This is a genomic window from Sorangium sp. So ce128 (assembly GCF_051525245.1).
GTDB lineage: Bacteria > Myxococcota_A > Polyangia > Polyangiales > Polyangiaceae > Sorangium > Sorangium cellulosum_B.
The window spans coordinates 11,115,311-11,140,218 of the sequence record NZ_CP150313.1; the positions used below are offsets into that span (position 1 = coordinate 11,115,311).

The window sequence follows — 24,908 nt, forward strand, 5'->3', positions numbered from 1 at the left end:
GGACCCCTCCTCGACAGCTCACCGCCCGGCGTCGTGGAGCATGCCCTTGATCGCCCAGCCGCTGTCGACCTGGCGCGGGTACAGGTCGCCGACGAAGTGCGCGCCGTGCATCAGCCAGATGCCGACCTGGCCGTTCGTGTGCCGCCAGACGATGTCGTCGCGGCGATCGTGATCGAAGTCGCCGACGCCCTGCACCTGCCATGCGAGGTCGCCGGGCCCGTGCGCGTTGTTGTACGAGGGTGAGTCGAAGCCCTGCTCGCCGCCGAACCAGATGGCGAGCTGGCCATTGGCGTCCCGCCACAGGATGTCCGAGCGCAGGTTGCCGTCGAAGTCGCCGATGGCCTGCACCTTCCAGAAGAGGCTCGGGTCCTGGCCGCCGGGGTACGCCTCGCCCACCCGCGTCCCGCCCGACATGAACCAGAGGGCGACCTGGCCGTTCGTGTTTCGCCACAGGATGTCCGAGCGCGCATCGCCGTCGAAGTCGCCGACGCCCTGCACCTTCCACGCGTTGTCGACCGGCGCGGGCTGGTTGTTGTAGCCGGGATACGCGGCCTGAGCGGCGTCGCCCTTGAACCAGATGGCGAGCTGGCCGTTGGCGTCGCGCCAGAGCACGTCCGAGCGCCCGTCGCCGTCGAAATCGCCGACGCCGACCACCTTCCAGAAGAGGCTCGGGTCCTGGCCGCCGGGGTAGGCCTGACCGACGACGGCTCCGTCATCCATGAACCAGATGGCGACCTGACCATTGGTGTGTCGCCAGAGCACGTCGCTCTGGCCGTCGCCGTCGAAGTCTCCGGAGCCCTGGATCTTCCAGGAGAGGCTCGGGTCCTGGCCGCCGGGGTAGGCCTCGCCGACGATGTCGCCACCGTCCATGAACCAGATGGCGACCTGGCCATTGGTGTGCCGCCACAGCAAGTTGGTGCTGGCCGAGCAGGAGCACGTGTCGCCGTGGCCGCTGCACTGGTTCGAGGGTGACGACGGGCACATGTGCGATTTGATCCAGTCGAACTCGGAGCCCGTCGTGACCCCCTTGCTGACCCAGTCATGGGTCACCGTCCACGTGTGCATCGAGTGGACGGCGTAGAGCCGGCTCGCCTCGACGTTCAAGACGGCCCCGCCCGAGTCGCCGCCGCAAAAGACCTGGTCGTTGAAGCGCAGGATGTCGTGGCCGTCCTCGTACCCGCCGACCACGGCGGCGTCGAAGTTCAGCGTGCCGAAGGGGGTGCTGCAATCGGCGCCCGTGCGCCCGAAGCCGGCGATCGTGACCCGCGATCCCTCGGCGGGGTAATCGCTGGCCACGACGAAGGGCTTCACGTGCGCCGGCGCGACGCCGTTCAGCTTGATGACCGCGATGTCATGCTCGATCTGCCTCTCGGTCCAGGATGGGTTGTAGTCCGGCTGGATCTCGGCCACGCCGCTCAGCACGCGCGGGCGCGCGCCCGGCGTCGCCGGGTCGGGGCGAAAGGTCACCGTCGCGTCCGTGGAGCAGCCGTTGTCGCCGACGTAGCCCTCCTCGCAGAAGCAATGCGCGGCGGTGAGGACCGTGTCCGCGGCGATGACCATGCCCGAGCAGCTCCCCTGCGAGGTCGACACCTTCACCATCGCGAGCAGATCGCTGGGCCCCGCCGGCGTCGGGTCGACGATCGGCGATGCGACCTGGGCCGTCTCCTCGAAGTCGCCCGCCCCGCCGGGGTCGGCCGCGCAGGCGGCCAGCGGCAGCGCAACCAAGGGACGCAGCCAGCGCCGTAGACGAGCATGCTTTTGAGTCATCGGTTCAATCGTCATATCGCTACCCTCCTTTTCGCTTCGCCCGCCGTGGTGGCGCGCGAAGGGGACACGCATCGGTTGCTCTGGCGCGCGCTCGCGCCCTCCGTCGTTGGAGGGCGTTCAGCGGGCCTCTTCAGCAACGCGTCGCTCTTCAGGCTTCAGCAACGCACGTGCCGGGTCGGGACGGCGCTCGCCCCGCGGGTCGCCTATGCGCATGAGCGGGGAGGGACGCTTCTTCCGGCCCCCTCGCGAGCCCGTCGTCTCGAGCGATGTGTCGCCCCGGGAGGACCAGGTGTCTCCTCGACAGAGACAGGGCGAGTGAGGCATCGCGCCAGGATGCGGAGCTCCAGCGCGACGGATCCCTGCTCTTCCAGCGCGGACGCGCCCACGCGGAGGCGGGGTTCGGATCGGGACGTCAGGTCGCCACGCCGGGGGGGGCGGGCGCCAAGGCGTGGTACGAGCGCCCCGTGATCGCGGGGGAGCGCGCGGTCGTTTGCCTGCCGGCGCTGCAGCGCGGACAGCTCACCGTTCAACCCGCGCTGCACCCGCTGCGGGGCGCCGCTCTCGGAGGAGCCGGAGGCGCCAGCCGCGAGCAACCTGGATCACTCGTCTATCGGCGGGGGCGCGCCCCCCGGGGCGCGACCCCGGGCTTCGCGGCCGAGCCGTCCGCGAGCGTGATCACCTGCCCGGACCGGAGGGCGCTCGCCGCGCCGGCGCTGCCCAGCGTCGAGGCGCCGTCCGATCTGCGTCCGGGCGCGAGGCTCGGCCGGTTCGAGGTGATCGATGGCCTCGGCCGGGGCGCGCTTCTCGCTCACCGACACCAGGCGGTCGTCCTCGTCGCAGTTCAGCGCGCGCTGCACGCTTGCTTCAGCACGTGGTCGGCCAGCCGGTCGCCGTCGATGTCCTCGAACCTGAGAGGCAACCCCCGCTGCCCTCGGAGTAGTACACCAATCCTCCGATACAGACGAAGAAGCAGACTTGCACCTCGAAGCTTCCGTCGCAGCTCTCCTTTCGCCGAAAGCCCACGAAATCGATTCAAAGCGTGCGCAGCACAAGCGTCGAGGCGCGAACCACGATCTGCAACGTAATTGAAGGATGGTCAACAGCACCGAACTCGATCTGTAACCCATCGACTCTGCCTTGGGTATTGGTCATTGTCCACGCCCATAGAATGGGATGACCAATCGCCGAGGCCCACTCAACAGGCGCCAATACCACACGAATCGCCCCATCCGAAAGGGCAGCGGGGAAAGCCTCGGAGACGCATATAGAATCATCTACTCCTTCTGCATAAACATACAGCTCCTTCTCAGGGAACGCGAGGTGCGCACCAACACATTGTCCACCGAGGTCCTCGTCGACGTACAACCCAACCATGGCCAACGATCTACCTTCGTCGACGAATGGCCTTATCGCATCAAGCACGCTCATTTTTCGCCTCAGTTTACTGACCACAATTCTTGCCGCCGGGTGCTCCACGTCCTTAAGGCTTGTCTTCGCCCACGCCGGCAGCGCGGCGGTCTGATCGGGCTGGAGCGCGTACTCGAACCCGATCGTCGGCTCCCCTTCTCCCGCGAGCTCCTCCGCGCTCCAGACCTTGCTCGGCTCGCACCCGACCGGCCCGGCGTTCTCGCCGTCCTCCGCCAGATCGCTCGGCCCCCAGACCTCGGTGAGCCGCCCGAAGTCGTCCACCCGGTGCACCATCGTGTGCCCGTTGACGTCGGTCTCCTGCGCCACCGTGCCATACAGCAGATTCGGCACGCTGTTCGAATGGTACCCGAAGCTATCGCTCGCGCACGTGCGGTAGCTGTGCGTCACCTCATCGTAGCTGTAAGTCAGCTTGTAGCTGTTCGGGTCGGTCGACGTCTCGAGGTTGCCGAAGTCATCGAACACATAGCTCCACGTGGCCTCCGCGTTCGCGTAAGTCGTCCCATCCGCTCGCTTGCCGCCGGAGATGACGTTCGTGACGGTCTTGAGTGCGCCCGTTCCCGGCCAGTACGTCGCCGTGCGCCGGCGCAGCACACGCCCCTGCTCGTCCGTCGTCTCGACGAGCTCCGGCTTCACGATGTAGGCCGAGCCAGGCTCCGTGTAGTCCACCCTCTGATGCACATTGTCGTCCGGCGTATCGGCCTCGCCGTCGGCGTGCAGCTCGATCAGGTTGCCGAGCTCGTCGAAGACCCGCGTCTCGCGCGTGCTCTTGTGCGGAGCGCTCAGGTCCGCGGTCGTCCCCTCGTAGAACGTGCTCCTCCGCTCCGTCTCCTTGGGGAAGAACCAGCCCGCCCTGGGCTCCAGCCCCTCGGTCGGCGGCGCGTAGTCGACCTCGTTCACCGTGGTGAGCAGCCGTCGCCGTCGCGCAGCGTCGCGCGCGCGACCAAGCCGCGACGGTAGACGTCGTGGTTCAGGTGCTCGACGTCCTCGCTCGACATCGCCGTGACGCCATCCTCGCCGAGCGCCGTCGTCGTCACGAGCCCGTACCCGAGCTCGACCCGCTCCTCCCGGTCGTAGACCCCATCCGCGTGCGTCGCGATGCTCGTCCGGTACGCATGCACCCCGTACACTCCCGGCGCTCCCCCCACGCCGTCGTGCACCGTCACCTCGCTCAGCACCCACTGGCTCGACGGCATGTCGACCTGAGGCGCCCTATCCATCTCGCCGAGCGCCCCTTCGCTCGGCACGACCAGGTTGCCCTCACGCTGGTAGTCCAGCTCGATGCTCCCGCCGAGCGGCCGGCTCACCCGCCGCAAGAGGTTCGTCTTGCCGAGCGTGTTGACCCGCGCGTACACCGTCGCGTCGCCGTCCCGCTTCAGCACGTGATCCTGAAGCCCATCGCCGTCGATGTCCTCGAACGCGAGGTGCGATGAGCCGGCGCCTTCCGAGTAGAACACCGACCCGCCGACGCACACGAAGTAGCAGACATCGACCTTGAAGCTGCCCTCGTAGCTCTCCGACCTGCGGAAGCTCACCGCGTCGCCCCCGCCCATGAACGCGTACTCCGGCGGATCGATCGACACGCCCCACGCCCCCGCGGGCCAGGACTCCTCCGGCGCGAACCGGCTCCCGAGGTTGAGCTGCACCCGGAACCACGGCTCTTCCGGCGCCTTCATCACCTTGTCCGGCAGCCCGTCGCCGTTCACGTCCGCGAAGTCCACCACGGTCCGTGCCGTCGTGTACGTGTACCCCGCGCCGAAAGCGGCCGATCTCGCGATGCTGGAGACGGCGGTCGCGCACCATCGGGCGGAGCACGTGCGCAACCGCCTGCTCCGGTCGGCCGGCGACGAGAAAGAAGATGCCGCTGTGTCCTCGTGAGGCTCGCGCAGATGGGACCGCCCTCGTCTCGCGCCGCATAGCGGAGCGCAGCAGAGGATCGGCGGTCCTGAGCGGTGGGAGGCGGCACGCGTGCATCTTGCCAGCGTGCAACCACCCACGGCGTTCGTTTTGCCCGTGCGGCGCGGCGTCCTGCGCGGCCTTCTTGACCGCGTCGATTTCTTGGGGGCGCTGGAAGCGCCAATGGAACGGTGCAGCACACGGCAGGACCGAGAAGTCCCTCTGAGAAGGTGAAGAAGAGAAGTTTGGCGTACGAGGCCGAGAGGAAAACGGTCAGCCCACGGGCACCGTATGGTGCAGGGAGTGTCCATGCGCAGGGAGCGCGCGATGGTTTTCGGATTGACGTAAGGCGTGGAAACCATCGTCACGCTGCATCGATTTCGGTTGACGCCGGCGCACTGCGCCCCATGGGCGCGGCGGATTTTGGGCGGCTTCTGCATGTGGGATACACGCCTGGCAGGGGGAATTCTCAAGCGTCATGCGCAGGATGTAGGTAGCGCACGGATGCGTGGTGTTGATGTAGGTGCGGACGGCCCTCCCCTCCCCGCTCCGTCTCGGCTCCTCCGTCCAGCAGCTCCCCCCCGGCGGAACGGTCGGCCCGTCGGGGGGGTCGGGATCAACCACCGCCGACCTGACAGAGGAGTCCATTCATGCCCTCATCCAATCCATCATCCAATCAATTCTCGTGCTCCTGGTCCCCGAACCGCAAAACCCTCCTCGATTCCGCGCGAGAACGCTACCGCGCGGCGATGCGGCTCTTTTCGCCCGACCGCCCGCACAATGCGGTCGAGGCGCACGCCGCCGATGACGGCTCCGTCCTCGAGTGGGCGCTGCGCCTGGTGGGCTGCGTGCAGTTCGCCGACCCTCCGACGGCCGTGAGCACCGTCGACCCGGAAGCGGCGCGCGTCGTGGACCTCGTCTGGTTGCCCATGGTCAAGGGGTCCGACAACAGCATGCTCCCGGGCTGGGCCCTTCGCTTCACGGCGCCGGGGAAAGAGCCTGAGTTGAGGCGGCTCGACGGGCTCGCGACGGCGGCGCTCCACAAGACAGGCCCCATGATCCTCGCCGGCGAGCGCGCCCCGCGCATGCCCACCGGCTTTCCGCAGCCGGAAACCAAGCACCTGGAGGCGCTGGAGAAGGCGCGTCGCGAGCTGCGCGGCTGATCGCCCCCTGCTGAGCCCCGGTCGTCGTAGGCCGCGCGCGCCAGGCGCTCTGGGCTGAGCGCTCCGGCGTGGAGAGCTCGCCCTGGGCGGAGCTGAGCACCGAGCCGGGGGGGCGTTCGAGCGAAAGGGCCGCGGCCCTGTCCGGTCTGGCGCTGGCCGGTCCGGCAAATCCCCACGTTCAACCTGCATGACCACGAACCCGGCCCGAAGCGCCGGATCAAAGGATTTTTTGTATGATGACGTCCCGTTCCTCGATTCTCTGGGTGGAGCAGCACAGGGAGATCCTCAACGACGTGCGCGAGCGCTTCCGCGCCTGCCTCGCTGCCTACTCGCCCGAGCTCTCCGAGAGCGAGCGGGACGAGCTCGCGGCCGATGACGGCGCCGTCATCGAGTGGGCGCTGCGCCTCGTCGCGATCGCGGAGGGTTTTCCCATGCCGCAGCCCGTGGCACCGGACGCGACGCGACCCCACGCGACCAGCGCACAAGCCGTCACCATCCCGCGCTCGAGTGCCGCGCACCTCGCCGCGCGCGGCGGCGCCGCCGCGGCCGAGCTCCGCAAGAGGGCCACGTGCTGACGCCGGCGAGGCCTCGCCTTGCGCGGTCGGTCCTCGACCTTGTCGCCCGGCTCGACTTCCAGCCGTTCTCAGGACTGTTCGAGGGCATGGGCACCTTTGCCGCGGAGGGTGAGAGGACGTGGTTTCTCGCCATCGTCCAAGGCGCGACACCGGGCCGGATGCGCTGGGCCATCATCGAGCGAGCGCGCGCGCACGCCGGCGGCCCCTTCCCCGAGATCGAGCCCATGCCGCCCGGCGTGGGGCCGCTCATGTTCCGGCGCTCGACCTGGGACGTCCTGCGCTCCGCCACGCTCGACACGTCCGGCGCGCTCTGCTTCGACGGCTACCGCTACGAGCTCGCCCTCTGGTACGTCGGCGAGTGCTGCCACGCGGCGCTCGTGGACGTCGGCCCGGCCGTGGCGACATCCACGCCGGGCAGCGCGGCGTCCGAGCGGTGCCCGAGCACCGGCCCTGCCACCGCGCGCAGCCCCGAGGCGATCACCCGTCCGAGGCCGCGCACGCCGCTCGGCCCGCTCTCGCCGAGCGAGATCCCTGCCCCGCTCCGCGCGCAGGTCTCGGGCGCGCACGACGCGTCCGGTGCGCTCGGCCTCGCCCACGTTGCGCTCGACGGCGACTGGCTCCACCCGCGGCGGGGCGTGCAGGGCGAGAGTTTCGTGGATCGCGGCGGCTTTCGCGTCGTCCCGGTGTTGCCTCGGGACGCTCCGCGCCCCTCCCCTGCTCCGCCGCACAGCTCGCCGGCCGAACCAACCACGCGGCCTGAGCTCGCGCCGCCCCGACCGCTGCTCGATCGGGATCTGCTCGCTGTGGCCGCGCGGCTTGACTACCGGCCGATCGGCGGCTCGGGCTACGGGACCTTCGCGCCCGACGGAGACCTGCACATCGCTCTGTCCGTCGCCGAGGGCCCCGGGCCGGGTCAGGCGCGGTGGACGGCACTGCTGCTGCCGAGCACCCCGCGCCCGGCCACCTACGAGGCGCTGAGGGGCCGCCAGGGCCCCCCCGGCCTCGGGCCGGTGATGTTCTCGCGCGAGGTCTGGGCGGCGCTCCGCGCCGGCACGCTCGACGCCGGCGGCGCTCTTCTGCACGAGGGTCGCCTGCATGATCTGGGATGGTGGTTCAACGGGCGCTTCTTTGCCGCGCGGCTGCTGCCGGTCGACGAGGCCATCTAAGCCCGAGCTCCCGCCGGGACGCGCGCGCCCACACCGGTCCGGGAGACGCAGCGAGGACCGCCGCGCTCGGAGGCTCACGCGCGCCGCGGCCGTGGAGCTCGGCGACCTCGGCGCCTGTTCTGCGGCTAGGGTGCCGTCTCTCGGAGCCCTCTCGTTCTGTGCTGCTGATAGAGCGCGCGGAGGTGCACGCAGAGTCGCGCCTACTATCCGCGGAGCTCGGCCGCTGTGTTTGCGCGCAAAGCTCCAGAATGGAATCTCAGCAAATAAATGGTCCATGCTAGCGTTTGCTGCAGCGGACGCTGGTCCGCTTGGGTAACGATACCCAGTCTCGTCCACCACGCGCGCGAGGAGATTCGCATGAAGAAAATCGTCCTGATGGCGGCCGTGTTCGTCATGGCGTGCAGTACTATCGACGACGGCACAAGTGCGGGCGACGACGGTATTTCCGGGGTCGGCGCAGACGTCGGCGAGGACGGCATTTCAGAGGACGGTGCCGGATCGTTCGGCGAGGAATCCATAGGCGAAGCGCAGCAGGCGTTGAAGCTGACCTGCGACGACGTCTGTGACGTTGTGGGCATTGGGATCCAAGCTGCGCCCATGGTGGCGGCAAGATGCTTGGCCTTCGGAGTCTGGGGCCCCGTCGCATGCGGCCTGGGAGGATTCGCAGCTTGCAAGATGGCGTGCGCCCCCGGGGTCGGGCGCCGGTGCGTTAAGCACGGTGAAAATGGCAAGGCTTGCGTCAATCGCACTCATCTCTGGTGGTGTGACAATCAGGCCGACGGCAATGGGGTCCGTGTCTGGTACGAGCTTGTGAATAAGCCTGGACTGGTGAAAACGGTGTATGCGCCGAACAACGGGTGCTGGTTCGTCGGTTTTCCGAGAATCCAGAATATAAAGCGCTTACAGGTGTGTACCCAGCGAGAAGGATGCAGCGGATGGATTCCTGTAACAGGCGCCACCGCGACCGCGGCGGTATTCGACGACGAGCAGATGCCCGACATTAGCCTCATGCCGCTCTGGAGGTACTGGAACGATTCGAATCTCGATCACTACTATACGATCAATAGAAACGATGCTGGATTGGCCTTCTATGGATATAGCTTCGAGTTGTCAGAAGGGTCGATCCTGCGCAACGCTGAAGCAGGGACCGTTCCGATTTACCAGTATTGGAACGAGAGTCTTGGCGATCATTTTTACACGACGAATTGGCCCGAGTTGGGAGGCGGCGCGTTGAACTATGCCTACGAAGGCGTCGCCGGATATATTCTTCCCCAGCAATATGCCGGCACGGTGCCGCTCCATCGATATTGGTCTGAAACCGCTGGCGATCACTACTACACGAAGGACTATCACCCGGGCGGTTTCTGCTACGGGTATTGTTATGCATACGAGGGCGTTCTCGGGTACGTCTATCCGTGATGCGCAGGTCACGTCTTCGGTGGCCGGCGGGAAGCGCCCGGTCATCGCCATGGGCGCCACCCCCTTGCGGCTGTTGCCGGGGTCGATGCGCAGCGGCCACAGGGTCGAGGTGGCGCCGTCAGCGTCGCGGCGCTCAGCGCCGCGTTCTGGGCCGGTTGCGGCCTCCTTGGTTCCGCGCCGGCGAAGCGGCAGGGCTTGAGCCTGTGCGGGAGGTGGCCGCCGCACGCCTCGAGCGCGCCCTGCGCTCCGGAGGGCGGATTGGCAGGGTGACGAGCCGGATGTAGGCGGGCCGCTCCCGTGGTTCGAGGTAGATGATGCCGCGGCGGGCTGCGTCGTCGAGCAGGGCGCGGAACGCCTCGTCAGAGAGGACCGCGAGCTCGCAACGGAGGGCGCCGAGCGGATAACCCAGGTGATCGGGGTCGAGAAGGCGCAGCACGAGGTAAAGAAGCGCGTCGAGCTTGGTCGGGGGCGTGATGCTCACGGGGGTGGAGGATAGCTCGGTGGCGCGGAGCTCGCGCACGCGGGCGGCCTGCTCGTCCTTCCCTCGTAGCTCCGCGCGTACCGCAACGAGGCCGCCCGCGTGCGCGAGCTCCGCGCGGCCGCCGTGTGTCAAGCGACAGTAACTTTTGACCCCCTTGCGACAGTAAAACTGACCCCCTCCCGCGCACCTGGATCACCTGGCCGGCACGGCGTTCCCGCCGAGCAGACCCGCCTTCTTTTTCTGTTTCAGCCTGTAGCTGTCTCCCGAGATCATCAGGGTGTGGCTGTGGTGAAGCAGACGGTCGAGGATCGCGGCGGCGAGGACTTCATCGCCGAAAACCGCGCCCCACTGCGTCACCACCTGGTTTGTCGTGATCAAGGTGCTGCTCTTCTCGTACCTCCTGGCAACGAGCTGGAAGAAGAGATGGGCGCTCTGCCTCTCGAAGGGCAGGTAGCCCAGCTCGTCGACGACCAGCAACTTCGGCTTCGTGTAGAACAGGAGCTTCTCCGCGAGCTGCCCCTCGGTTTCCGCCTTCGACAGCGTCGCCAACAGCGCAGTCGCGCTCGTGAAGAGCACCGAGTGCCCCGCCTCCACGACGGCCCGCCCCAGCGCGATGGCCAGATGCGTCTTGCCCACCCCGGGAGGGCCGAAGACCAGCACGTTCTCGGCCTCGGCGATGAAACGCCCGGTGGAGAGCTCGCGGACGAGCTTCTGGTCGATCGAGGGCTGGAACTTGAAGTCGAAGTCCTCGAGGGTCTTGATCGCCGGAAAGTGCGCGATCTGGATCCCCATCGCCACCCGCTTGCGCTGCTTGGACCCGAGCTCCTCGCAGAGCATCTTGTCCAGGAAGTCGAGGTAGGTCGGCTCGGTCCTGGCCGCCTCGGAGAGCAGGGCGTCGAGCCGCTCGGCGATGGAGCGCATCCTGAGCCGGCTCAGGCTCTCGACAACGCGCGCATGCACGATCTCGCGGCTCACGACACCACCTCCCCGATGGCGGCCGCATAGTCCGACAGGCTGCGCCCCATGGCCTCAAGGGCGCTCAGGGGCGCCTCCGGCGGCGTCGGCGTGGCAGGTCTTCGCCACAGCCCGTCGAAGTGGCGGGGGTCGGCGACGCGAGCATGAGGCTCGAAGGAGCGCTCGTGCCGCGCCACCAGCTCCGTGCCGCGATAGATGCGGACCTCGCGCTCACCGACGACGACGTCCACGGTGTCGCGCACAAGCCGGTGCGGGACGCTGTAGCGGACCGTGTCGACGTCGACGAGGGCGTCGTTGGCCACGCGTCGGCGAAGCCGCTGCTCTCGCACCGGCAGGGGCCGTGATGGCAACGGCCGGAGCGCGTGCCGCTCGTCGCGCTCGAAGCGCACAAGCGGCGCCTCGTGGGTCGTGCCGTGGATGCGCTGGTCGGCCTCGGCCATCCACCGGACCAGGTGGGCTTCGAGCGCGCCGAAGGACTCGAACGCGCGCCCCGCCAGCCCGTTGCGCTTGACGTACTTGACGCCCGACTCGGTCTTGCCCTTGGTGCGCGCCCGGTAGGGCCCGCAGGCGCGCGGGGTGACGTCCCAGTCGCGACAGAACGCGAGGTAAGCCGGGTGGAACGTCACGGTGCCCGTCTCGCGCTCACGGCCGAGCACCAGCGAGCGCGCATTGTCCCCGAGCACGGTCCGAGGCACGCCGCCGAAGTGGCGGAAGGCTTCTGCGATGCCTTCGCGCCAATCGTCCTGTCGCTCGCTCAGAAAAGCCTTGACGAAGAGCCTTCGTGAGTGACTCAATACGGCGACCAGCAGGTGCACCCGCACGAACGTGCCGGTGATGCGGACCTGCTTCTGACCGAAGTCGATCTGCATCTGATAGCCAGGGTCGGTCTCGAACCGCACGCTGGCCACGTCGGCAGCCCTCTGCCCGCGGCGAAGATCGGCAACGACGCGCTGCACGGTCCTCGGGCTTACCGTGATGCCACGGCTGATAAGCTCGCCTGCGACGACCACAGCGTTGCCCTCCGCCAGGCCGGCGAAGAGCTGCTTGGCCTCAGCGCGGCCATCCTCGTCCAAGCAGCGGCGAGCGGGGCGCACCTGTGCCTCGGCAGCGGCTCCACCGCGCAAATAACGGCGGACCGTGTTGCGAGCCACGCCGAGCTCCGCGGCGATCCGTTTGGACCCCCACCCTCGGGCCGTAAGCTCGCGAATCTGCCGGATAACGTCCGGCTCGATCATCTCTCGCACCTCCGAACCGAGAGGTGCCACGTCCAAGTCCTTGATTTCCATGCCGTTTCCTCCGCTCTGGCGCGAGGGAGGGGGGTCAGTTTTACTGTCGCGCGGGGGTCATTTTTACTGACGCTCTACACCGTGCTCGACCTGCCCGCGCGGGCGACTCCCCCGGCGAGTGGCGGCCCTCACCGCCGCGGAGCGCGACCAGGTCTCCCCTCGTGTAGCCTCGACCGTGCTCCCGGACGAGCGCCGGGGCGGGAGGTTCTCCGATGCGAATGCGTGATGTGGTCTCCGCACTCCTGGGCGGTGGCGCAATCTACCTGGCGATGGCCGCCTGTGCGGCTTCCGAGAGGGCCTCGCCCGCACACCAGGCGCAGCAGAACGCCGGCGGCTCCGGGCAAGGCGCGGAGGGCGGCGCCAACGCCCAGCAGGCCGCGGGCGGCTCCGGGACCCACGGCAACGCCGGCAACGGTGGCGGTGGCGGTTTCATGGATCCCGTACCGGACGCCTCGGCGGCCCCGGTCAGCGGATCCCGGCTGAAGGCGCGGTATCGAACCACGGACGATGGGGCAAAGGTATATGACCCGTCTATTTGGTTTGACTCCGAAAGACGAGAGCTCTGTGTCTTCCTTGTCGCTGCAGACGGTCGGGAGCGCTGTGTTCCGTACTCTGGATCTGTGCGGATGACCTCAAAGAGCAACTACTTCGCGGATTCAAATTGCACACAGCCTGTGGTGATTTCCACTCAAAAGGGTTGCGCTCCTGAATACGCGCAAGAGCTCTTCTCAAGCACCACGGCGTGTGAACCGGCAATTCGGTGGCGCTTCTTCTCGATCGGAGCTCGGCTCGATCTCACCTCGACCTATGTCCTAGACAGCGCCGGCGCGTGCAAGGCGCAGACGGCCTCGACAACGGTCGATTACTTCGCCCTCGGAGATGAGATCCCGCCGTCCTCCTTCGTCGCTTCAACGTGGGCCGTCGACCCGTAGAGCAAGGGGACGTCGCCCCGGCGCGGGCGCGCCCCTCATGTCCTCGCGCGAGACCTGGGCGGCGCTCCGCGGCGGCACGCCCGACGCTGGCAGCGGCCTCGTCCACAGAGGCCGCCCCGTCACCTCGCGGGTAAGCCCGAGGTTCCGCCGGACGCCCAGCGGCACGAGCTCGGTCCCAATGCCCTTCCTGCTCCGCGCTCGGCTCCGGGCAGGTACGGACGGCGCAGGGCGAGTTCGGTCGGACAGGGGATCCTCTCCTCCAGGTAGAAGCACCGCGCGAGCTCGGGGCCATCACCGTCCACCTGGTCGAGCTCGGCGTCGCCGTCGGCGATTTCCTCGAGCGCGGGCTCGGCGCCACGGCCTGCGAAGCGGCCGCGGGCGTCGAGGAGGACGCAGGCGAGCTCGCGATCGCGCTGGCGTTGTACATGGCGCCGGAGCAGGCAGTGCAGCTGCCGATCGCACGGGCCCGATGCCCCGCGCCCCGCAACGCGGCGTCACCGGGTCGTCTTGGCTGCCCGGCAGAGTCCCTGATGCCCGATAAGAAGGCGTTATCGCGCACTAGCCGAGCCACCCGGGCGGCCCGTCCGCGTGCGGAACGTGACCCTGCTGGTCGGCCGGAAACTTTCGAAGCGCAGCGGACGGCCGAAGCAGGTGGCAGCCGGCTCCCGCCGGCGCTCCGACCCGCCCTGGGCGTCGCTGAACCGAGGAGAGCGCCTCTCCGTGAGCGATCTCGCGGAGGAACCGTGCAGCGGCCCCCGCGCGTTCCCCATCCCTGGCTCAACTCAGAGGACGCCCGTCCGCGTTCGCCGCTGCATCGTGGTCTGTCGACCCATAGAGCAAGAGCCGTGGACCGGGCGCGAGAGCGACGCTCGACGAGAACAGCGCGCCCGTCCTCGATGGTCAGCGCTACGACCTCGCCCACACGGCGGGCGGTTCTGCTACGCCGAGCTCGTCCACGTCGGCGCGGCCAAAGCCGCGCCGACGCCAGGCGGCTCCGCACCAGCCCGCGTGTCGCATTCGAGACACTCCCGACGCAAGGTCTGTTGAATTCGCGGCCACCTATGTCCCGCATGACCCGCCGTGTCAACACCACCTCGATTACAACCGATTACAGCGCCCCGCCCTCTCCTCTCCTCGCCGTCCGCGTCTCCCTCGGTGTCACGCCAATGGCTCGGCGCAGCAGCATTCAGACGCCTCAGCGCATCAAACGACCTTGACAGCCACTCTCGATACGCGACCATCCTCCGGTACCACTCAACCAGGAGGGAGCTCATGCCCCCGACAAGCACCGTGAAGAACACGTCCGGTTCCACGTCTCCCAAGGCCAGGTCGTCCAGCAGGGCACCGACAACGAAGTCGAAGCGCCCGGCCGCAAAGCCCCACGAACCGACCAACGATGAGGCGCTCCTCGCGCTGGACTCGGCCTACGCCTCCGCCCCCGACATGCCCACGAGCGTCGCGGAGCGCGAGCTCACCTCCCTGGCGCGCCTCGCGCACGCGCAGCAATCACGCATGTCGAGGATCGGTATCACCTCCGACAAGGTGGATCTGCTCGCGCGCTTCGCGCGGCGCCTCGGCGCCCTCGAGAAGGGGTGGCAGAGGGCACGCGGCGCCGTGACGCTCACGTCCGCGCAGCGCAAGCTCCGCGACGAGGCCGAGGCGCTCGACGCGAAGCTCGTGGCCGGCGGCCGCTGGGGCTGCCGCAACGACGACGCCGCCCAGGCGGAGCTCTCGCGCATCGCCGACGGCTCCGGCCTTTCGGACACCATCCAGGACCTGCGCGATCTCGTCGACTTCTGGTCCGAGCACGAGGGCGCGCTCGGCGTGACCGATATCACGACGAAGGATCTCGCGCGGGCCAAGGCGCTCGCTGACGCGCTCGAACACGCCGCCGCCAACGAGGCATCGGACGCGAGCGCCGCACACGCGCTGGAGCTGCGCAACCGTTGCTTCTGGGCCGCCGACGAACTCGCCAAGGAGATCCGCGAGGGCGGCCGTTATGCGTTTCGCGACCAACCCAAGATCGCAGCCAGGTTCGTATCGCGCTACCGGACGAGCGTGAGACGGCGCTCCCGCAGGAAGGCCCAGGCCACCGAACCCGTCGCCACTCCCGGGCTGAGCCGGGAAACATAAGTCCTTCCACGGGCGCCATCCTCTCGCTCCGATAGCCGATCCTCTCGCTCCCGCGCCCGATCCTCTCGCTCCCGCGCCCGATCCTCTCACTCCGGCAGCCGATCCTCCCGCTCCCGCGCCCGATCCTCTCACTCCGGCAGCCGATCCTCCCGCTCCCGCGCCCGATCCTCTCACTCCGGCAGCCGATCCTCCCGCTCCCGCGCCAAGAGCTCTCTCTTCCTCTCCTCTGCCCCCTCACCGGCGCTCTCTCGCCTATCCGCTCCACGCGTCGAGCCCGCACGGGTGCCGCTTCGCCCCTGACGTGCGTCTCCGTCGCGCGCGTTCCGCGCCGCATTCCCCGCGCCGAGGCGAGCCTTGCGCTGCGGCGCCCCCTGCGCTTTGATGCCCGCCCTTCCCCATCCGAGGTGGAACAAACCATGGCGACCCTGGGCGACCTTCGCGAGCGCATCGACAGCATCGACGACCGGATCCTCGATCTCCTCGCCGAGCGGGCCGAGGTGGCCGTCGAGGTCGCGCACGCGAAGCGCGCCGCGAACGCCACGCAGTTTCACGACCCGGAGCGGGAGCGGCGCGTGCTCACCCGCCTGCAGGCGAAGGGCGCGGGGCGCTTCCCGCGCGACGCCATCCGGGTCGTCTTCCGGGAGGTGATGAGCGCTTGCCTGTCGCTGGAGGAGCCCATGAAGGTGGCCTTTCCGGGGACGGAGGGCGCCTTCGCGGAGGTCGCGGCGCGGCACCTGTTCGGGCTGGCCGCGCGCTACCGGGAGACGGGCACCATCGAGGGCGTCTTCGACGCCGTGCGCGCGGGCGAGGCGGCCTGCGGCGTCGTCCCCGTCGAGAGCTCGACCGACGGCTCGGTGACCCTGACGGCGGACGCCCTGATCGAGAGCGACCTCCAGATCCGGCAGGAGCTCGTGCTCGACGTCGCCTATTGCCTGTTCAGCAAGGCGGAGGGGCTGAGCGGCGTCGCGCGGGTCCACGGGCACCCGCACGCGCTCTCGCAGTGCCGCCTCTGGCTCGCGAAACACCTCCCCGGCGCGCAGATCGTCCAGACCGTCTCCGCGGCCGCGGCGGCGCACGAGGCCCTCGGCGACCCCGCCGCGGCGGCGATCGGCAGCCGCGGGGCGGGCGAGCTCTACGGGCTTCCGCTCCTGCGGGAGCGCATCCACGACCGCGCCGAGAACGCGACCCGCTTCATCGTCATCGCCCCGGGCGACGCGCCCGCCACGGGCGCGGACAAGACCTCGATCGTCTTCTCCGTGCAGGAGGAGCCCGGCGCGCTCCGCCGGGTCCTCGCCATCTTCGACGACGCGGGCATCAACCTGACCCGGATCGAGTCGAGGCCGAGCCGGCAGAAGCACTGGGACTACGTCTTTCTTGTCGATCTGGAGGGCCACCGGAGCGATCCGCGCGTCGCCGACGCGATCGAGCGGCTCCGCGCGCGCTGCGAGATGGTGAAGGTGCTCGGGAGCTACCCGCGGTCGACCGGCGCGCGCTGAGGCGCGGAGGCGGGCATCCCGCCGGGCCGCGGCGGGGGCATCGCCGTTAACGAAGCCTCGCGCCGCGTTCTCCTACCTCCGAACGTTTACGTGGTCGTGGACGTGGACGTGGTCGTGGTCGTGGTCGTCAACGACCGGCCGTGAACGACCACGACCACGACCACGACCACGTAAACGTTCACGTTCACACAGGCCGTGAACGACCACGACCACGACCACGTCCACGACCACGACCACGACCACGTAAACGTCCACGTTCACGTTGGTAATCGATGGGTGGGAACGGCTACGGCCGACGGGGGATGGTGCCCCGCGGGGAAGGGTGATAATTTTCCGCGCCCGTGCCGGCCGCGTCGCTCGCGCTCGCCCTCCGCGCTGCCCGAACGGCCGCGAGCGCGGTCGCCGGCACCCTGCTGGCCGCCGTCGCCCTGCCCGCCGCAGCGGGCGAGCCTCGCGGCGCCGGCGAGCCGTTGCTCGTCCTCGCCGCCTTCCCGGGCGCCGGCGGCATCGACAAGCGCGCCATCGACCTCGTCGTGGCCCATATCCGCCCCGTCGGCGTCCGCCTTCAGATCGTCCGTCCCAGCACGCCGAGGCCCGTGCTGCAGATGCTCCTCCCCGAAGCCAACGCGCTCGCCGACGCGTGGGACGCGCGGGGAGTGCTCTGGATCGACGCCGGGGCGAGCGACGAGCTCGCCTTGTACGTGGTCGAGCGCGACGGCGAGCAGATCTACGGCCGCCGCATCCCGGTCTTGCCCGGGCAGACCGCCACCGCCCTCGAGTCGCTCGCCAACATCGCCGGCGCGGTCGCCGAGGAGCTCCGCGAGGGCCACGTCGCCGGTCTGGCCGAGGTGAAGGTCGCCGCGATCGGGCCGGCTCCAGCGGCTCCTCCCGAGCCCGACGCTGCCCCCGAGCTCGCCGCGTCCCCCGCGTCCCCCGCGGCGCCCGCGGGCGCCGCGGCCGCGGGCGCCGCGCCGGCCCTGCAGCCGCCCGCAGGCCCGCCGTCGCCATCCACGGGCGCCCGCCGCGAAGCGAGCCCGCTGCCCACGTTCGCCGTCCTCGCCGGCTACACCGGCGCGAACTTCAGCAGCGCCGCGCCCTGGCAGAGCGCCGCCGCGGTCCGCGCCTCCTGGGCGCCGGTCGACTACGCCGTCCTCGGCCTGGGGTACGAGCTGATCCCCTCGACCTCCCTCGGCGACGAGCAGTCCACGTTCGCGCTCTCGCGCCACCCGGTGACCACGACCGGCCAGGTCCGCCTCAGGCTCCCCCTCGGCCTCGACCTGCAGCTCGGCGCGCGCGCCACCGTCGATATCGTCGAGCGCGTCCCCGAGGAAGGCACGACCCAGCAGGCGCTCACGGAGCCACCACCGTTCCCTCCACCTCCCGGTCATGGCCCGCCACCGCCGCCCCCGTGGCGGTGGCCGCGGATGTTTCCGCAGCAACTGCCGCCGCCGGAGGCCCGCACCGACGTGCTCGTGAGCGTCGCGCCGGTCGCGGAGCTCGGGGTCCCGCTCACCGGGTGGCTCCGCCTCAAGACGACGCTGGGTGTGGACGTGCTCCTGACGGACCCTGACGCCACCGTACACCCGGCCCTCGCGCTTTCGGCCAATCCGGTGCGGATCCTCGCCGGCGTCGGGCTGGAGCTCGGCCTCGACCTGCCGGCCCCGCCGGCCCCCGCGGGCATGGTCAGGAAATGACCACCCGCGCCGCATGACCCGACACGAAAGGAAAATTGACCCGCTTCGGGCCGTGCGTCGCACCAGGTCGAAGCGATGGACGCTGAGCACGCGCGAGCTCTCTCCAGGAGCCTCGGCCCCCTGCCCGAGCCGCTCCTGGCGAGCGCCATGACGCGCCCCGTCCCCGCCCCGCCGCCTGCCCCGTCACCCGCCGTGTCCTCGCCGTCTGACCTCGAACGGATGCGCCACGCCGGCGCGGGTGACCCGGAGGCCCAGGCCTGGCTCATGACGCACGTGATCTCTCGGGTCCGCCGGATCGCGCGGACGTTCCTCCGCAGCGCGGCCGACGCCGACGACGCCGCGCAGCTCGCCCTGCTCGCGATCCTCGAGAGCGCGTCGAGCTACCGCGGCGACGCCGCCGTCGATGCCTGGGCCAGGCGCGTCGCCGTCCGGACGATCCTCCGGTACGCAAGGCAGCAGCGCAGGGAAGGCGCGCCCGTGGCCCCGGAGAGCGCGATCGACGAGGAGATCGCCCAGGCGCCGCACCAACCCCCGTTCGAGGCCCTCCCGCGCGAGGCGCGCGCGTACCTCGACGAGCTGCCGGAGGCGCAGCGCCACGTGATCCTCCTGCACCACGCGCTCGATTACTCCATCGAGGAGATCGCCGGAATGACCGAGGTCAGCGCCGATACGGTGAAGAGCCGGCTGCGCCTCGGGATCGGCGCGCTCCGCAAGCAGGTGCGACAGGACCTCGCCGTCGGCCGGAAGAGAGCATCATGACAGGGACGCAGAAGTCCGAGATCGATCTGGACCTCCTGCCCGCGATCCTCGCCGCGGAGGCGCGCGGCGAGCCGGTCCGCCCCGAGGACGCGGAGCTCCTCCGCCGCGCCGAGCAGGACGACCCCGAGCTCCGCGGCGAGGCGCCGCTCTGGGCCGCCATCGGCAGGCTCGGCGACGCGCGCGGCGACGGCCGCGAGCTCAGCGACGCCGCCATGCTGCAGCAGGTGCTCGCGCGCGCCCGCCTCGGGCCCGGGGGCGCCCGCGTCGAGCCCCGAGCCGCTCGCCTCGACCCGAGGGGCGCCCGCGTCGAGGCCGCGCCCGAGAGCACGGCCCGGCTGCGCGCGGCGCCTCGGCCGATGCTGCGGCGCGGGATCGCCGGGTCGCTCGCGGGCGTCGCCGTCGCGGCGACGCTCCTGGCCGCGCTCGCGGCGGAGCTGTTCGACGGGCCCGCGCAGGCGCCCCCGCCGGCGCCGAGCGGGAGCGAGACGCTCGATCCGAGCGGCGCACGGCGCACGGTCCTGAGCCTCCCCACGCTCTCGGTGCCGGAAGCGCCTCCGCCAGGCGCCGGCGCGCCCACCGGCGGGCTCTCACCAGGCGCCGGTGAGCCCTCGCCAGGCGCCGGCGCGCCCTCGCCAGGCGCGAGCGCGCCCACCGGCGAGCCGCCGCCCGGCGCGAGCGCGCCCGCCGCCGAGCCCTCGCCCGGCGCCGGCGCGCCCACCGGCGAGCTCGCGACCGCCAGCGCCGTCGGGGCCCGGGATCGCGCGCAGCAGCCGCCCAGGCCGCGCGCGGAGGAGCCCGCGGCGGGCCCGCAAGCGCTGCTCCTGCGCGCGCAGACCCAGCTCGGCCAGGGGAAGAGCGCCGAGGCGAACGCCTCCTACCGCGCCCTGCTCGCGCAGTACCCGGCGAGCCCCGAGGCGCGGGCGGCCCTGGTGTCGCTCGGGCAGATCGCGCTCCACCAGGGCAAGGCGGCGGAGGCGCTCGGCTATTTCGATCGCTACCTCGCCGGCGCCGGCGGCCCCCTCGCCGCGGAGGCCCGGGTCGGCCGGGTGCAGAGCCTGCGCCGGCTCGGGCGGGCGGCCGACGAGCGCGCGGCCATCGCCGATTTCCTCGCGCGTCACGGCGAGAGCGTCCACGCGCCGCGGCTGCGCGCGCGCCTGTCCGAGCTCGGCGGCGGCTGAGCGCAGGGGCCTGACGCCGGATCGCCGGCGTCCGCGCGGTGGGGCTTCTTCAAAAAAGATTGACCCCTGATCCCGCCGCGTCGCCACCTGGCCATCGAGATGTCGCAAAACCTTTGCCGAATTGAAAAATTCCCCTCACGAGGCGGATGGCGCGCCGGTGTCCTTGGCGGCGTCGTGGCCCTGGTGTCGCTCGCCTGCTCGAGCTCCGGGGGTGGTACCAACGACGCGTCGGGCTCGGGGGGCTCAGCCGGCGGCTCCGGCGGCTCCGGCGGCTCCACGGGGTCGGGCGAACCGACCGGCGACCCCACGAAGCTCGTCGGCGCCTTCCAGGTGCGCTCGTTGCCTGCTGCCGAGCCGGGTGCGGCGGGCAGCACGTCGGTGATCGGGAAGATTTACGACGGCCCCACGCCCTCGCAGATCGTCTGGGAAGTGCAGGCCGAGGAGGGTGGCTGTCAGATCCTCACGCCGCGCGTCCCGTTCTGCAACGAACCCTGCGGGGGCAGCGCCGTCTGCGTGGAGGACGACACGTGCCAGGCCTACCCGGCCGCGCACAGCGCCGGCGACGTGACGGTGACCGGCTTGAACCTCGAGTCGGGCGCGGCGTCCCTCGTCATGAGCCCCACGGCGAACAACTACCAGCCTCCCGCCGGCGTGAAGCTCGGCTACCCGCCCGCCGACGAGGGCCAGGTGATCCGCCTCGAGGCCAGCGGCGATTACTTCAGCCCCTTCACGGTGGAGGCCAGGGGCGTGAGCCCCCTCGATCTCCTGAACGAGACGATAGAGCTCGATCCCGATCAGCCCTTGCAGCTCGAGTGGACCCCGCCGGGGCAGGGCGACATTGCCAGGCTCCACGTGAAGCTCGACATCAGCCATCACGGGGGCACGAAGGGGATGATCGAGTGCAACGTCGATGACACCGGCTCGCTCGATGTCCCGGCATCACTCGTCAAGCAGCTCCTCGACCTCGGCGTCGCGGGCTTCCCGACGATCATCGTCACGCGCAGGTCCGTGGGCTCCACGACGATCCCGCCCGGCCGGGTCGATCTGGTCGTCTCGTCCCAGATCGAGCAGGCGGTGGTGATCGCGGGGCTCACGTCGTGCAACGACGACTCGCAGTGCCCCGAGGGCCAGACCTGCCAGAGCGATCTCACCTGCAAGTGAGCCTCGCCGATCCGCGGCGCGGCCGACCGTCTAGCTTAACAAGGAAAAGGACACAGAGACCATGACACGCACTTATCGCCCCTTGCTGCTGCCCCTCACCCTCGCGCTGCTCTCCCCCGCGGTCGGCTGCTCCAGTTCGGACCCGGATGTGGGCGCCTCGGGCGACAGCTCGACAAGCACCTCGTCCAGCTCCGGCGGCAACACCACCTCGTCCAGCTCCGGTGGCAACACCACCTCGTCCAGCTCCGGCGGCAACACCACCTCGTCCAGCTCCGGCGGCAACACCACCTCCTCGTCGTCCAGCGGCAACACCACCTCCTCGTCGTCCAGCGGCGACACCACCTCGTCGAGCTCGGGCGGGACGACCGAGAAATTCAGCTTCTTCGTGACCAGCCTCGTCGCCCTGCAGGAGCTGTCGGGCTCCCAGGACGGCTTCGGCGGCGATCTCCGCTTCGGAGAGACGGGCCCCGGCGCCGGGCTCCGCGGCGCGGACAAGATCTGCGCGACCATCGCCGAGAAGAGCCTCCCCGGCGCGGGGAGCAAGCAGTGGCGCGCCTTCCTGAGCGCCGTCGCAGGGGAGGACGGCAAGCAGGTCAACGCGATCGATCGGATCGGCGAGGGTCCCTGGTACGACCGGCTCGGCCGGCTGCTCGCCAACAACAAAGAGGAGCTGCTCAACGACCGCCCCACCGCGGCCGACCCTGCGATCATCGACGATTTTCCGAACGAGGACGGCGTCCCCAACCACCAGCCCGATCCGAGCCAGCCCGAGGTGGACAACCACGACATGCTGACGGGGACGAACGACCAGGGACAGCTCTACAGCGCGACCGCGACCTGCAAGGACTGGACGGCCAAGTCGGGCGACTCGAGCGAGGGGCGGCCGCGCGTCGGTCACTCGTGGCCCAGGAACTTCGGAGGTGGCGGGGGCTCCACCTGGCCCGGCGGCAGCAGCGGCGCCGGCGCCCCCGGCGGCAGCAGCGGCGCCGGCGGCCCCGGCGGCAACATCAACATGGCCAACTGGATGTCATCGCTCGACGAATCAGGGTGCGCGCCGGGCATCAACCTCCTGGAGCAGGGGGGACCGCTACCCGGCGCGGTCACCGTCGGGTCCGGCGGCGGTTACGGCGGGTTCTACTGCTTCGCCCTGACGCCCTGACGCCCTGACACCTTGACGCGGGATGACCGGCGCGCAGCGCCCCTCGGTCAGCTTACTTGTCTCAGGAGGAATCATGTACAAAGGCACTCGCATCACGTCGATCGTCGCGCTCGCCTTGCTCGCCTCGGCGCTTCCGGGGGCGTGCGGCGGCGGCTCGGACGACATCGCCGTGACCGGAGAGGTCTGCGAACGCAAGGACGCCGATGAAGCCACGGAGTTCCTGAAGCGCGTCGGGTGCGCCGCGGACTTCGAGGCGCTCGCTTCGGTGCCCATCGACGCCAGCTTGCCCGGCGCGCGGTCGGTCAAGGTCGTGCTGGATCAAGCCGATCAGAACGCGCTGTATTTCCAGAACAGCGTTCTCTACCTGATCCACTACGACTTCGTGTCATCGCACCTCTCCGGCGACGCGCTGCCCATCGTCCCGCCCCTCGCCGAGTTCAACGCGACCGAGTACTTCACGCCGGATCGCCGCTTCGTCCTCGGCGCGGTGACGCACTACGAGGGTCCCGACGTGTGGGCCGTCGAGCTCTCCCCCTACGACACCGCGTCCGCGGACATGATCGCCACCCTGTTCAGGGCGGTCAAGGCGGCCTCCTTCTTCGGGTCGAAGCTCGCCTTCCACCCGACGTCGGAGGCCGTCGCGGCCGAGGCGAAGAAGCTCCCCTCCGACATCCCCGTGGTCAGCACCGGCGATCTCTACGCCGGGATCGACTACCAGCCGCTCTCGCTGGGCACGGCGGTGGGCCGGCTCCACTTCGCGAAGGCGGCGGATCTCGACGCGGAGTACCTGTCCCACCAGGACATCGTCGTCCTCGACGAGGCGCCCAACGACATCTCGGTCGTCCAGGGGATCATCACCGAGGAGTTCCAGACGCCGCTCTCGCACGTCAACGTGCTGTCCCAGAACCGGCGCACCCCCAACATGGGGCTGCGCAACGCCATGAGCCACCCCGACCTGCTCGCGCTGAAGGACAAGCTCGTCGAGCTCACCGCGGGGCCGTCGTCCTGGAGCGTCCGCGAGGTCACCGAGGCGGAGGCCGAGGCGTTCTGGGAGGCGCACAAACCCACGCCCGTCACGCTCCCCGAGCTGGATCTGACGGTCACCGATCTGCGCGACATCGAGGAGGTGACCCCCGATCCGCCGGAGGGCGAGCCGCTCCGGGACGCGATCAAGCAGGCCGTGCTCGCCTTCGGCGGCAAGGCGGCCCACTACTCCATCCTGGCCAGGCTCCCCGAGGTCCCCATCCAGAAGGCCTTCGCGATCCCGGTGTACTACTATGACCAGTTCATGAAGCAGAACGGGTTCTACGAACAGATCGACGCGCTGCTCGCCGACCCGAAGTTCACCACCGACGCCGCGGCCCGCGACGAGCAGCTGAAGGCGCTCCGCGACGCCATGAAGAGCGCGCCCGTCGACGCCGAGCTCCAGGAGCTCCTCAAGGCGAAGATCGAGGCGGAGTACCCCGGGCACCCGATGCGCTTCCGCACCAGCACGAACAGCGAGGATCTCGACGGGTTCCCGTGCGCCGGCTGCTACGACTCGAACACAGGCGATCCGACGGACTGGGAGGATGTCCTCGACGCCATCCGCAAGACCTACGCGAGCGCCTGGAAGCTCCGCACCTTCGACGAGCGCACCTATTACGGCATCGACCACCGGACCATCGGGATGGCCTTGCTCGTGCACCACAATTTCCCGGCCGAGGAGGCGAACGGCGTGGCCATCACCAACAACCCGTTCGACACGGCAGGGGTCCAGCCCGCCTTCTACGTCAACGTGCAGACCGGCGGTGACGTGGAGGTGGTCGCCCCGCCCGCGGGCGTGACGAACGACGCGTTCCTCCACTTCTTCAACCAGCCGAACCAGCCGGTCACCTACCTGACGCACTCGAGCCTCATGCCGGAGGGCCAGACGGTCCTCTCGACGGCGCAGGTCCATCAGCTCGGCGTGGCGCTCGACGCCATCCACGAGCGGTTCTCCCCCGCGTACGGGCCGGCGAGCGGCAACGACGGCTGGTATGCGATGGACGTGGAGTTCAAGTTCGACGACGACGCGAACCCCGACGAGCCGCCGACGCTCTACATCAAGCAAGCGCGCCCCTACCCTGGCCGCGGCGCCGCCTCCGGGGCGCCGTGACGCGGACGCGCGTGGATCGCGTGGAACGCGTGGATCGCGTGGAACGCGTGGATGGAGATGGGCGCGCGCCGCGTCCGGCGATCGCCCCGGGAAAGAGCGGCTCGCC

19 protein-coding genes are annotated in these 24,908 nt (G+C 69.9%); 13 read left to right on the plus strand and 6 right to left on the minus strand.

Annotated elements, in window-relative coordinates; translation table 11 throughout:
* Positions 1-18: 18 nt before the first annotated feature.
* The 3 genes from WME82_RS42110 to WME82_RS42120 all read right to left on the minus strand — a co-directional run bounded on the left by WME82_RS42110 (position 19) and on the right by WME82_RS42120 (position 5,015).
* Positions 19-1,767 (minus strand): trypsin-like serine protease, encoded by a 1,749-nt coding sequence (locus tag WME82_RS42110; RefSeq protein WP_438039919.1) that lies wholly within the window; start codon positions 1,765-1,767, stop codon positions 19-21.
* Positions 1,768-2,799: 1,032 nt separating this feature from the next.
* Positions 2,800-4,092 (minus strand): DUF6334 family protein, encoded by a 1,293-nt coding sequence (locus WME82_RS42115; protein ID WP_438039920.1) that lies wholly within the window; start codon positions 4,090-4,092, stop codon positions 2,800-2,802.
* Positions 4,089-5,015, minus strand: a complete 927-nt coding sequence (locus WME82_RS42120; RefSeq protein WP_438039921.1) for a toxin TcdB middle/N-terminal domain-containing protein — start codon at positions 5,013-5,015, stop codon at positions 4,089-4,091. Before WME82_RS42120 ends, WME82_RS42115 begins: the two co-directional genes overlap by 4 nt.
* A gap of 822 nt (positions 5,016-5,837) precedes the next feature.
* On the opposite strand from WME82_RS42120, the gene WME82_RS42125 reads away from it, so the two are divergent.
* The 4 genes from WME82_RS42125 to WME82_RS42140 all read left to right on the plus strand — a co-directional run bounded on the left by WME82_RS42125 (position 5,838) and on the right by WME82_RS42140 (position 9,411).
* Entirely contained in the window at positions 5,838-6,251 is a 414-nt protein-coding gene (locus tag WME82_RS42125) for a hypothetical protein (RefSeq protein ID WP_438039922.1), read from the plus strand.
* A 233-nt stretch (positions 6,252-6,484) separates the two neighbouring features.
* Positions 6,485-6,826, plus strand: coding sequence for a hypothetical protein (locus tag WME82_RS42130; RefSeq protein WP_438039923.1), 342 nt, complete (start codon positions 6,485-6,487; stop codon positions 6,824-6,826).
* A complete protein-coding gene (locus WME82_RS42135; protein ID WP_438039924.1) occupies positions 6,820-7,992 on the plus strand; it encodes a hypothetical protein in 1,173 nt (390 codons plus the stop codon). The genes WME82_RS42130 and WME82_RS42135 overlap by 7 nt, the downstream gene beginning before the upstream one ends.
* Positions 7,993-8,349: 357 nt before the next feature.
* The gene (locus WME82_RS42140) at positions 8,350-9,411 is read left to right on the plus strand and encodes a hypothetical protein (protein WP_438039925.1); all 1,062 of its coding nucleotides are present in this window, start codon (positions 8,350-8,352) and stop codon (positions 9,409-9,411) included.
* 133 nt (positions 9,412-9,544) lie between these two features.
* On the opposite strand, the gene WME82_RS42145 is transcribed toward WME82_RS42140, so the two are convergent.
* Genes WME82_RS42145 through istA form a run of 3 tightly spaced genes read right to left on the minus strand, consistent with a single transcriptional unit; the run spans position 9,545 to position 12,102 of the window.
* Entirely contained in the window at positions 9,545-10,024 is a 480-nt protein-coding gene (locus tag WME82_RS42145) for a hypothetical protein (protein ID WP_438039926.1), read from the minus strand.
* A gap of 60 nt (positions 10,025-10,084) precedes the next feature.
* Entirely contained in the window at positions 10,085-10,867 is a 783-nt protein-coding gene (gene istB, locus WME82_RS42150) for an IS21-like element helper ATPase IstB (RefSeq protein ID WP_438039927.1), read from the minus strand.
* Complete coding sequence (istA, locus tag WME82_RS42155) at positions 10,864-12,102, minus strand: IS21 family transposase (protein WP_438044982.1); 1,239 nt, start codon at positions 12,100-12,102, stop codon at positions 10,864-10,866. Before istA ends, istB begins: the two co-directional genes overlap by 4 nt.
* A 263-nt stretch (positions 12,103-12,365) precedes the next feature.
* Here istA and WME82_RS42160 point away from each other — a divergent pair, with 263 nt between their 5' ends.
* From WME82_RS42160 to WME82_RS42200, 9 genes are all read left to right on the plus strand, one after another.
* Complete coding sequence (locus WME82_RS42160) at positions 12,366-13,085, plus strand: hypothetical protein (protein WP_438039928.1); 720 nt, start codon at positions 12,366-12,368, stop codon at positions 13,083-13,085.
* A 1,272-nt stretch (positions 13,086-14,357) separates the two neighbouring features.
* Complete coding sequence (locus tag WME82_RS42165) at positions 14,358-15,218, plus strand: hypothetical protein (protein ID WP_438039929.1); 861 nt, start codon at positions 14,358-14,360, stop codon at positions 15,216-15,218.
* A gap of 416 nt (positions 15,219-15,634) precedes the next feature.
* A complete protein-coding gene (gene pheA / locus WME82_RS42170) occupies positions 15,635-16,714 on the plus strand; it encodes a prephenate dehydratase (protein WP_438039930.1) in 1,080 nt (359 codons plus the stop codon).
* 341 nt (positions 16,715-17,055) lie between these two features.
* Positions 17,056-18,408 carry a hypothetical protein gene (locus WME82_RS42175; protein WP_438039931.1) on the plus strand — a complete coding sequence of 451 codons (1,353 nt, stop codon included), beginning with the start codon at positions 17,056-17,058 and terminating at the stop codon, positions 18,406-18,408.
* A gap of 75 nt (positions 18,409-18,483) precedes the next feature.
* Entirely contained in the window at positions 18,484-19,167 is a 684-nt protein-coding gene (locus WME82_RS42180) for an RNA polymerase sigma factor (RefSeq protein WP_438039932.1), read from the plus strand.
* Positions 19,164-20,345, plus strand: coding sequence for a tetratricopeptide repeat protein (locus WME82_RS42185; protein ID WP_438039933.1), 1,182 nt, complete (start codon positions 19,164-19,166; stop codon positions 20,343-20,345). Before WME82_RS42180 ends, WME82_RS42185 begins: the two co-directional genes overlap by 4 nt.
* A 174-nt stretch (positions 20,346-20,519) precedes the next feature.
* Positions 20,520-21,506: a hypothetical protein gene (locus tag WME82_RS42190; RefSeq protein ID WP_438039934.1), complete on the plus strand. Its 987-nt coding sequence runs from the start codon at positions 20,520-20,522 to the stop codon at positions 21,504-21,506.
* Between the two features lie 61 nt (positions 21,507-21,567).
* Complete coding sequence (locus WME82_RS42195; RefSeq protein WP_438039935.1) at positions 21,568-22,665, plus strand: hypothetical protein; 1,098 nt, start codon at positions 21,568-21,570, stop codon at positions 22,663-22,665.
* 73 nt (positions 22,666-22,738) lie between these two features.
* Positions 22,739-24,802: a PEP/pyruvate-binding domain-containing protein gene (locus WME82_RS42200; protein ID WP_438039936.1), complete on the plus strand. Its 2,064-nt coding sequence runs from the start codon at positions 22,739-22,741 to the stop codon at positions 24,800-24,802.
* Positions 24,803-24,908: the final 106 nt, after the last annotated feature.

What these genes read in the sequence shown, in the direction of transcription:
- WME82_RS42110 (WP_438039919.1), bottom strand. Translation starts at nt 1,767, where the DNA reads ATGACTCAAAAGCATGCTCGTCTACGGCGCTGGCTGCGTCCCTTGGTT.
- WME82_RS42125 (WP_438039922.1), top strand. Translation starts at nt 5,838, where the DNA reads ATGCGGCTCTTTTCGCCCGACCGCCCGCACAATGCGGTCGAGGCGCAC.
- WME82_RS42130 (WP_438039923.1), top strand. Translation starts at nt 6,485, where the DNA reads ATGATGACGTCCCGTTCCTCGATTCTCTGGGTGGAGCAGCACAGGGAG.
- WME82_RS42140 (WP_438039925.1), top strand. Translation starts at nt 8,350, where the DNA reads ATGAAGAAAATCGTCCTGATGGCGGCCGTGTTCGTCATGGCGTGCAGT.
- istA (WP_438044982.1), bottom strand. Translation starts at nt 12,102, where the DNA reads ATGATCGAGCCGGACGTTATCCGGCAGATTCGCGAGCTTACGGCCCGA.
- WME82_RS42160 (WP_438039928.1), top strand. Translation starts at nt 12,366, where the DNA reads ATGCGAATGCGTGATGTGGTCTCCGCACTCCTGGGCGGTGGCGCAATC.
- WME82_RS42165 (WP_438039929.1), top strand. Translation starts at nt 14,358, where the DNA reads ATGCCCCCGACAAGCACCGTGAAGAACACGTCCGGTTCCACGTCTCCC.
- pheA (WP_438039930.1), top strand. Translation starts at nt 15,635, where the DNA reads ATGGCGACCCTGGGCGACCTTCGCGAGCGCATCGACAGCATCGACGAC.
- WME82_RS42180 (WP_438039932.1), top strand. Translation starts at nt 18,484, where the DNA reads ATGGACGCTGAGCACGCGCGAGCTCTCTCCAGGAGCCTCGGCCCCCTG.
- WME82_RS42185 (WP_438039933.1), top strand. Translation starts at nt 19,164, where the DNA reads ATGACAGGGACGCAGAAGTCCGAGATCGATCTGGACCTCCTGCCCGCG.
- WME82_RS42195 (WP_438039935.1), top strand. Translation starts at nt 21,568, where the DNA reads ATGACACGCACTTATCGCCCCTTGCTGCTGCCCCTCACCCTCGCGCTG.
- WME82_RS42200 (WP_438039936.1), top strand. Translation starts at nt 22,739, where the DNA reads ATGTACAAAGGCACTCGCATCACGTCGATCGTCGCGCTCGCCTTGCTC.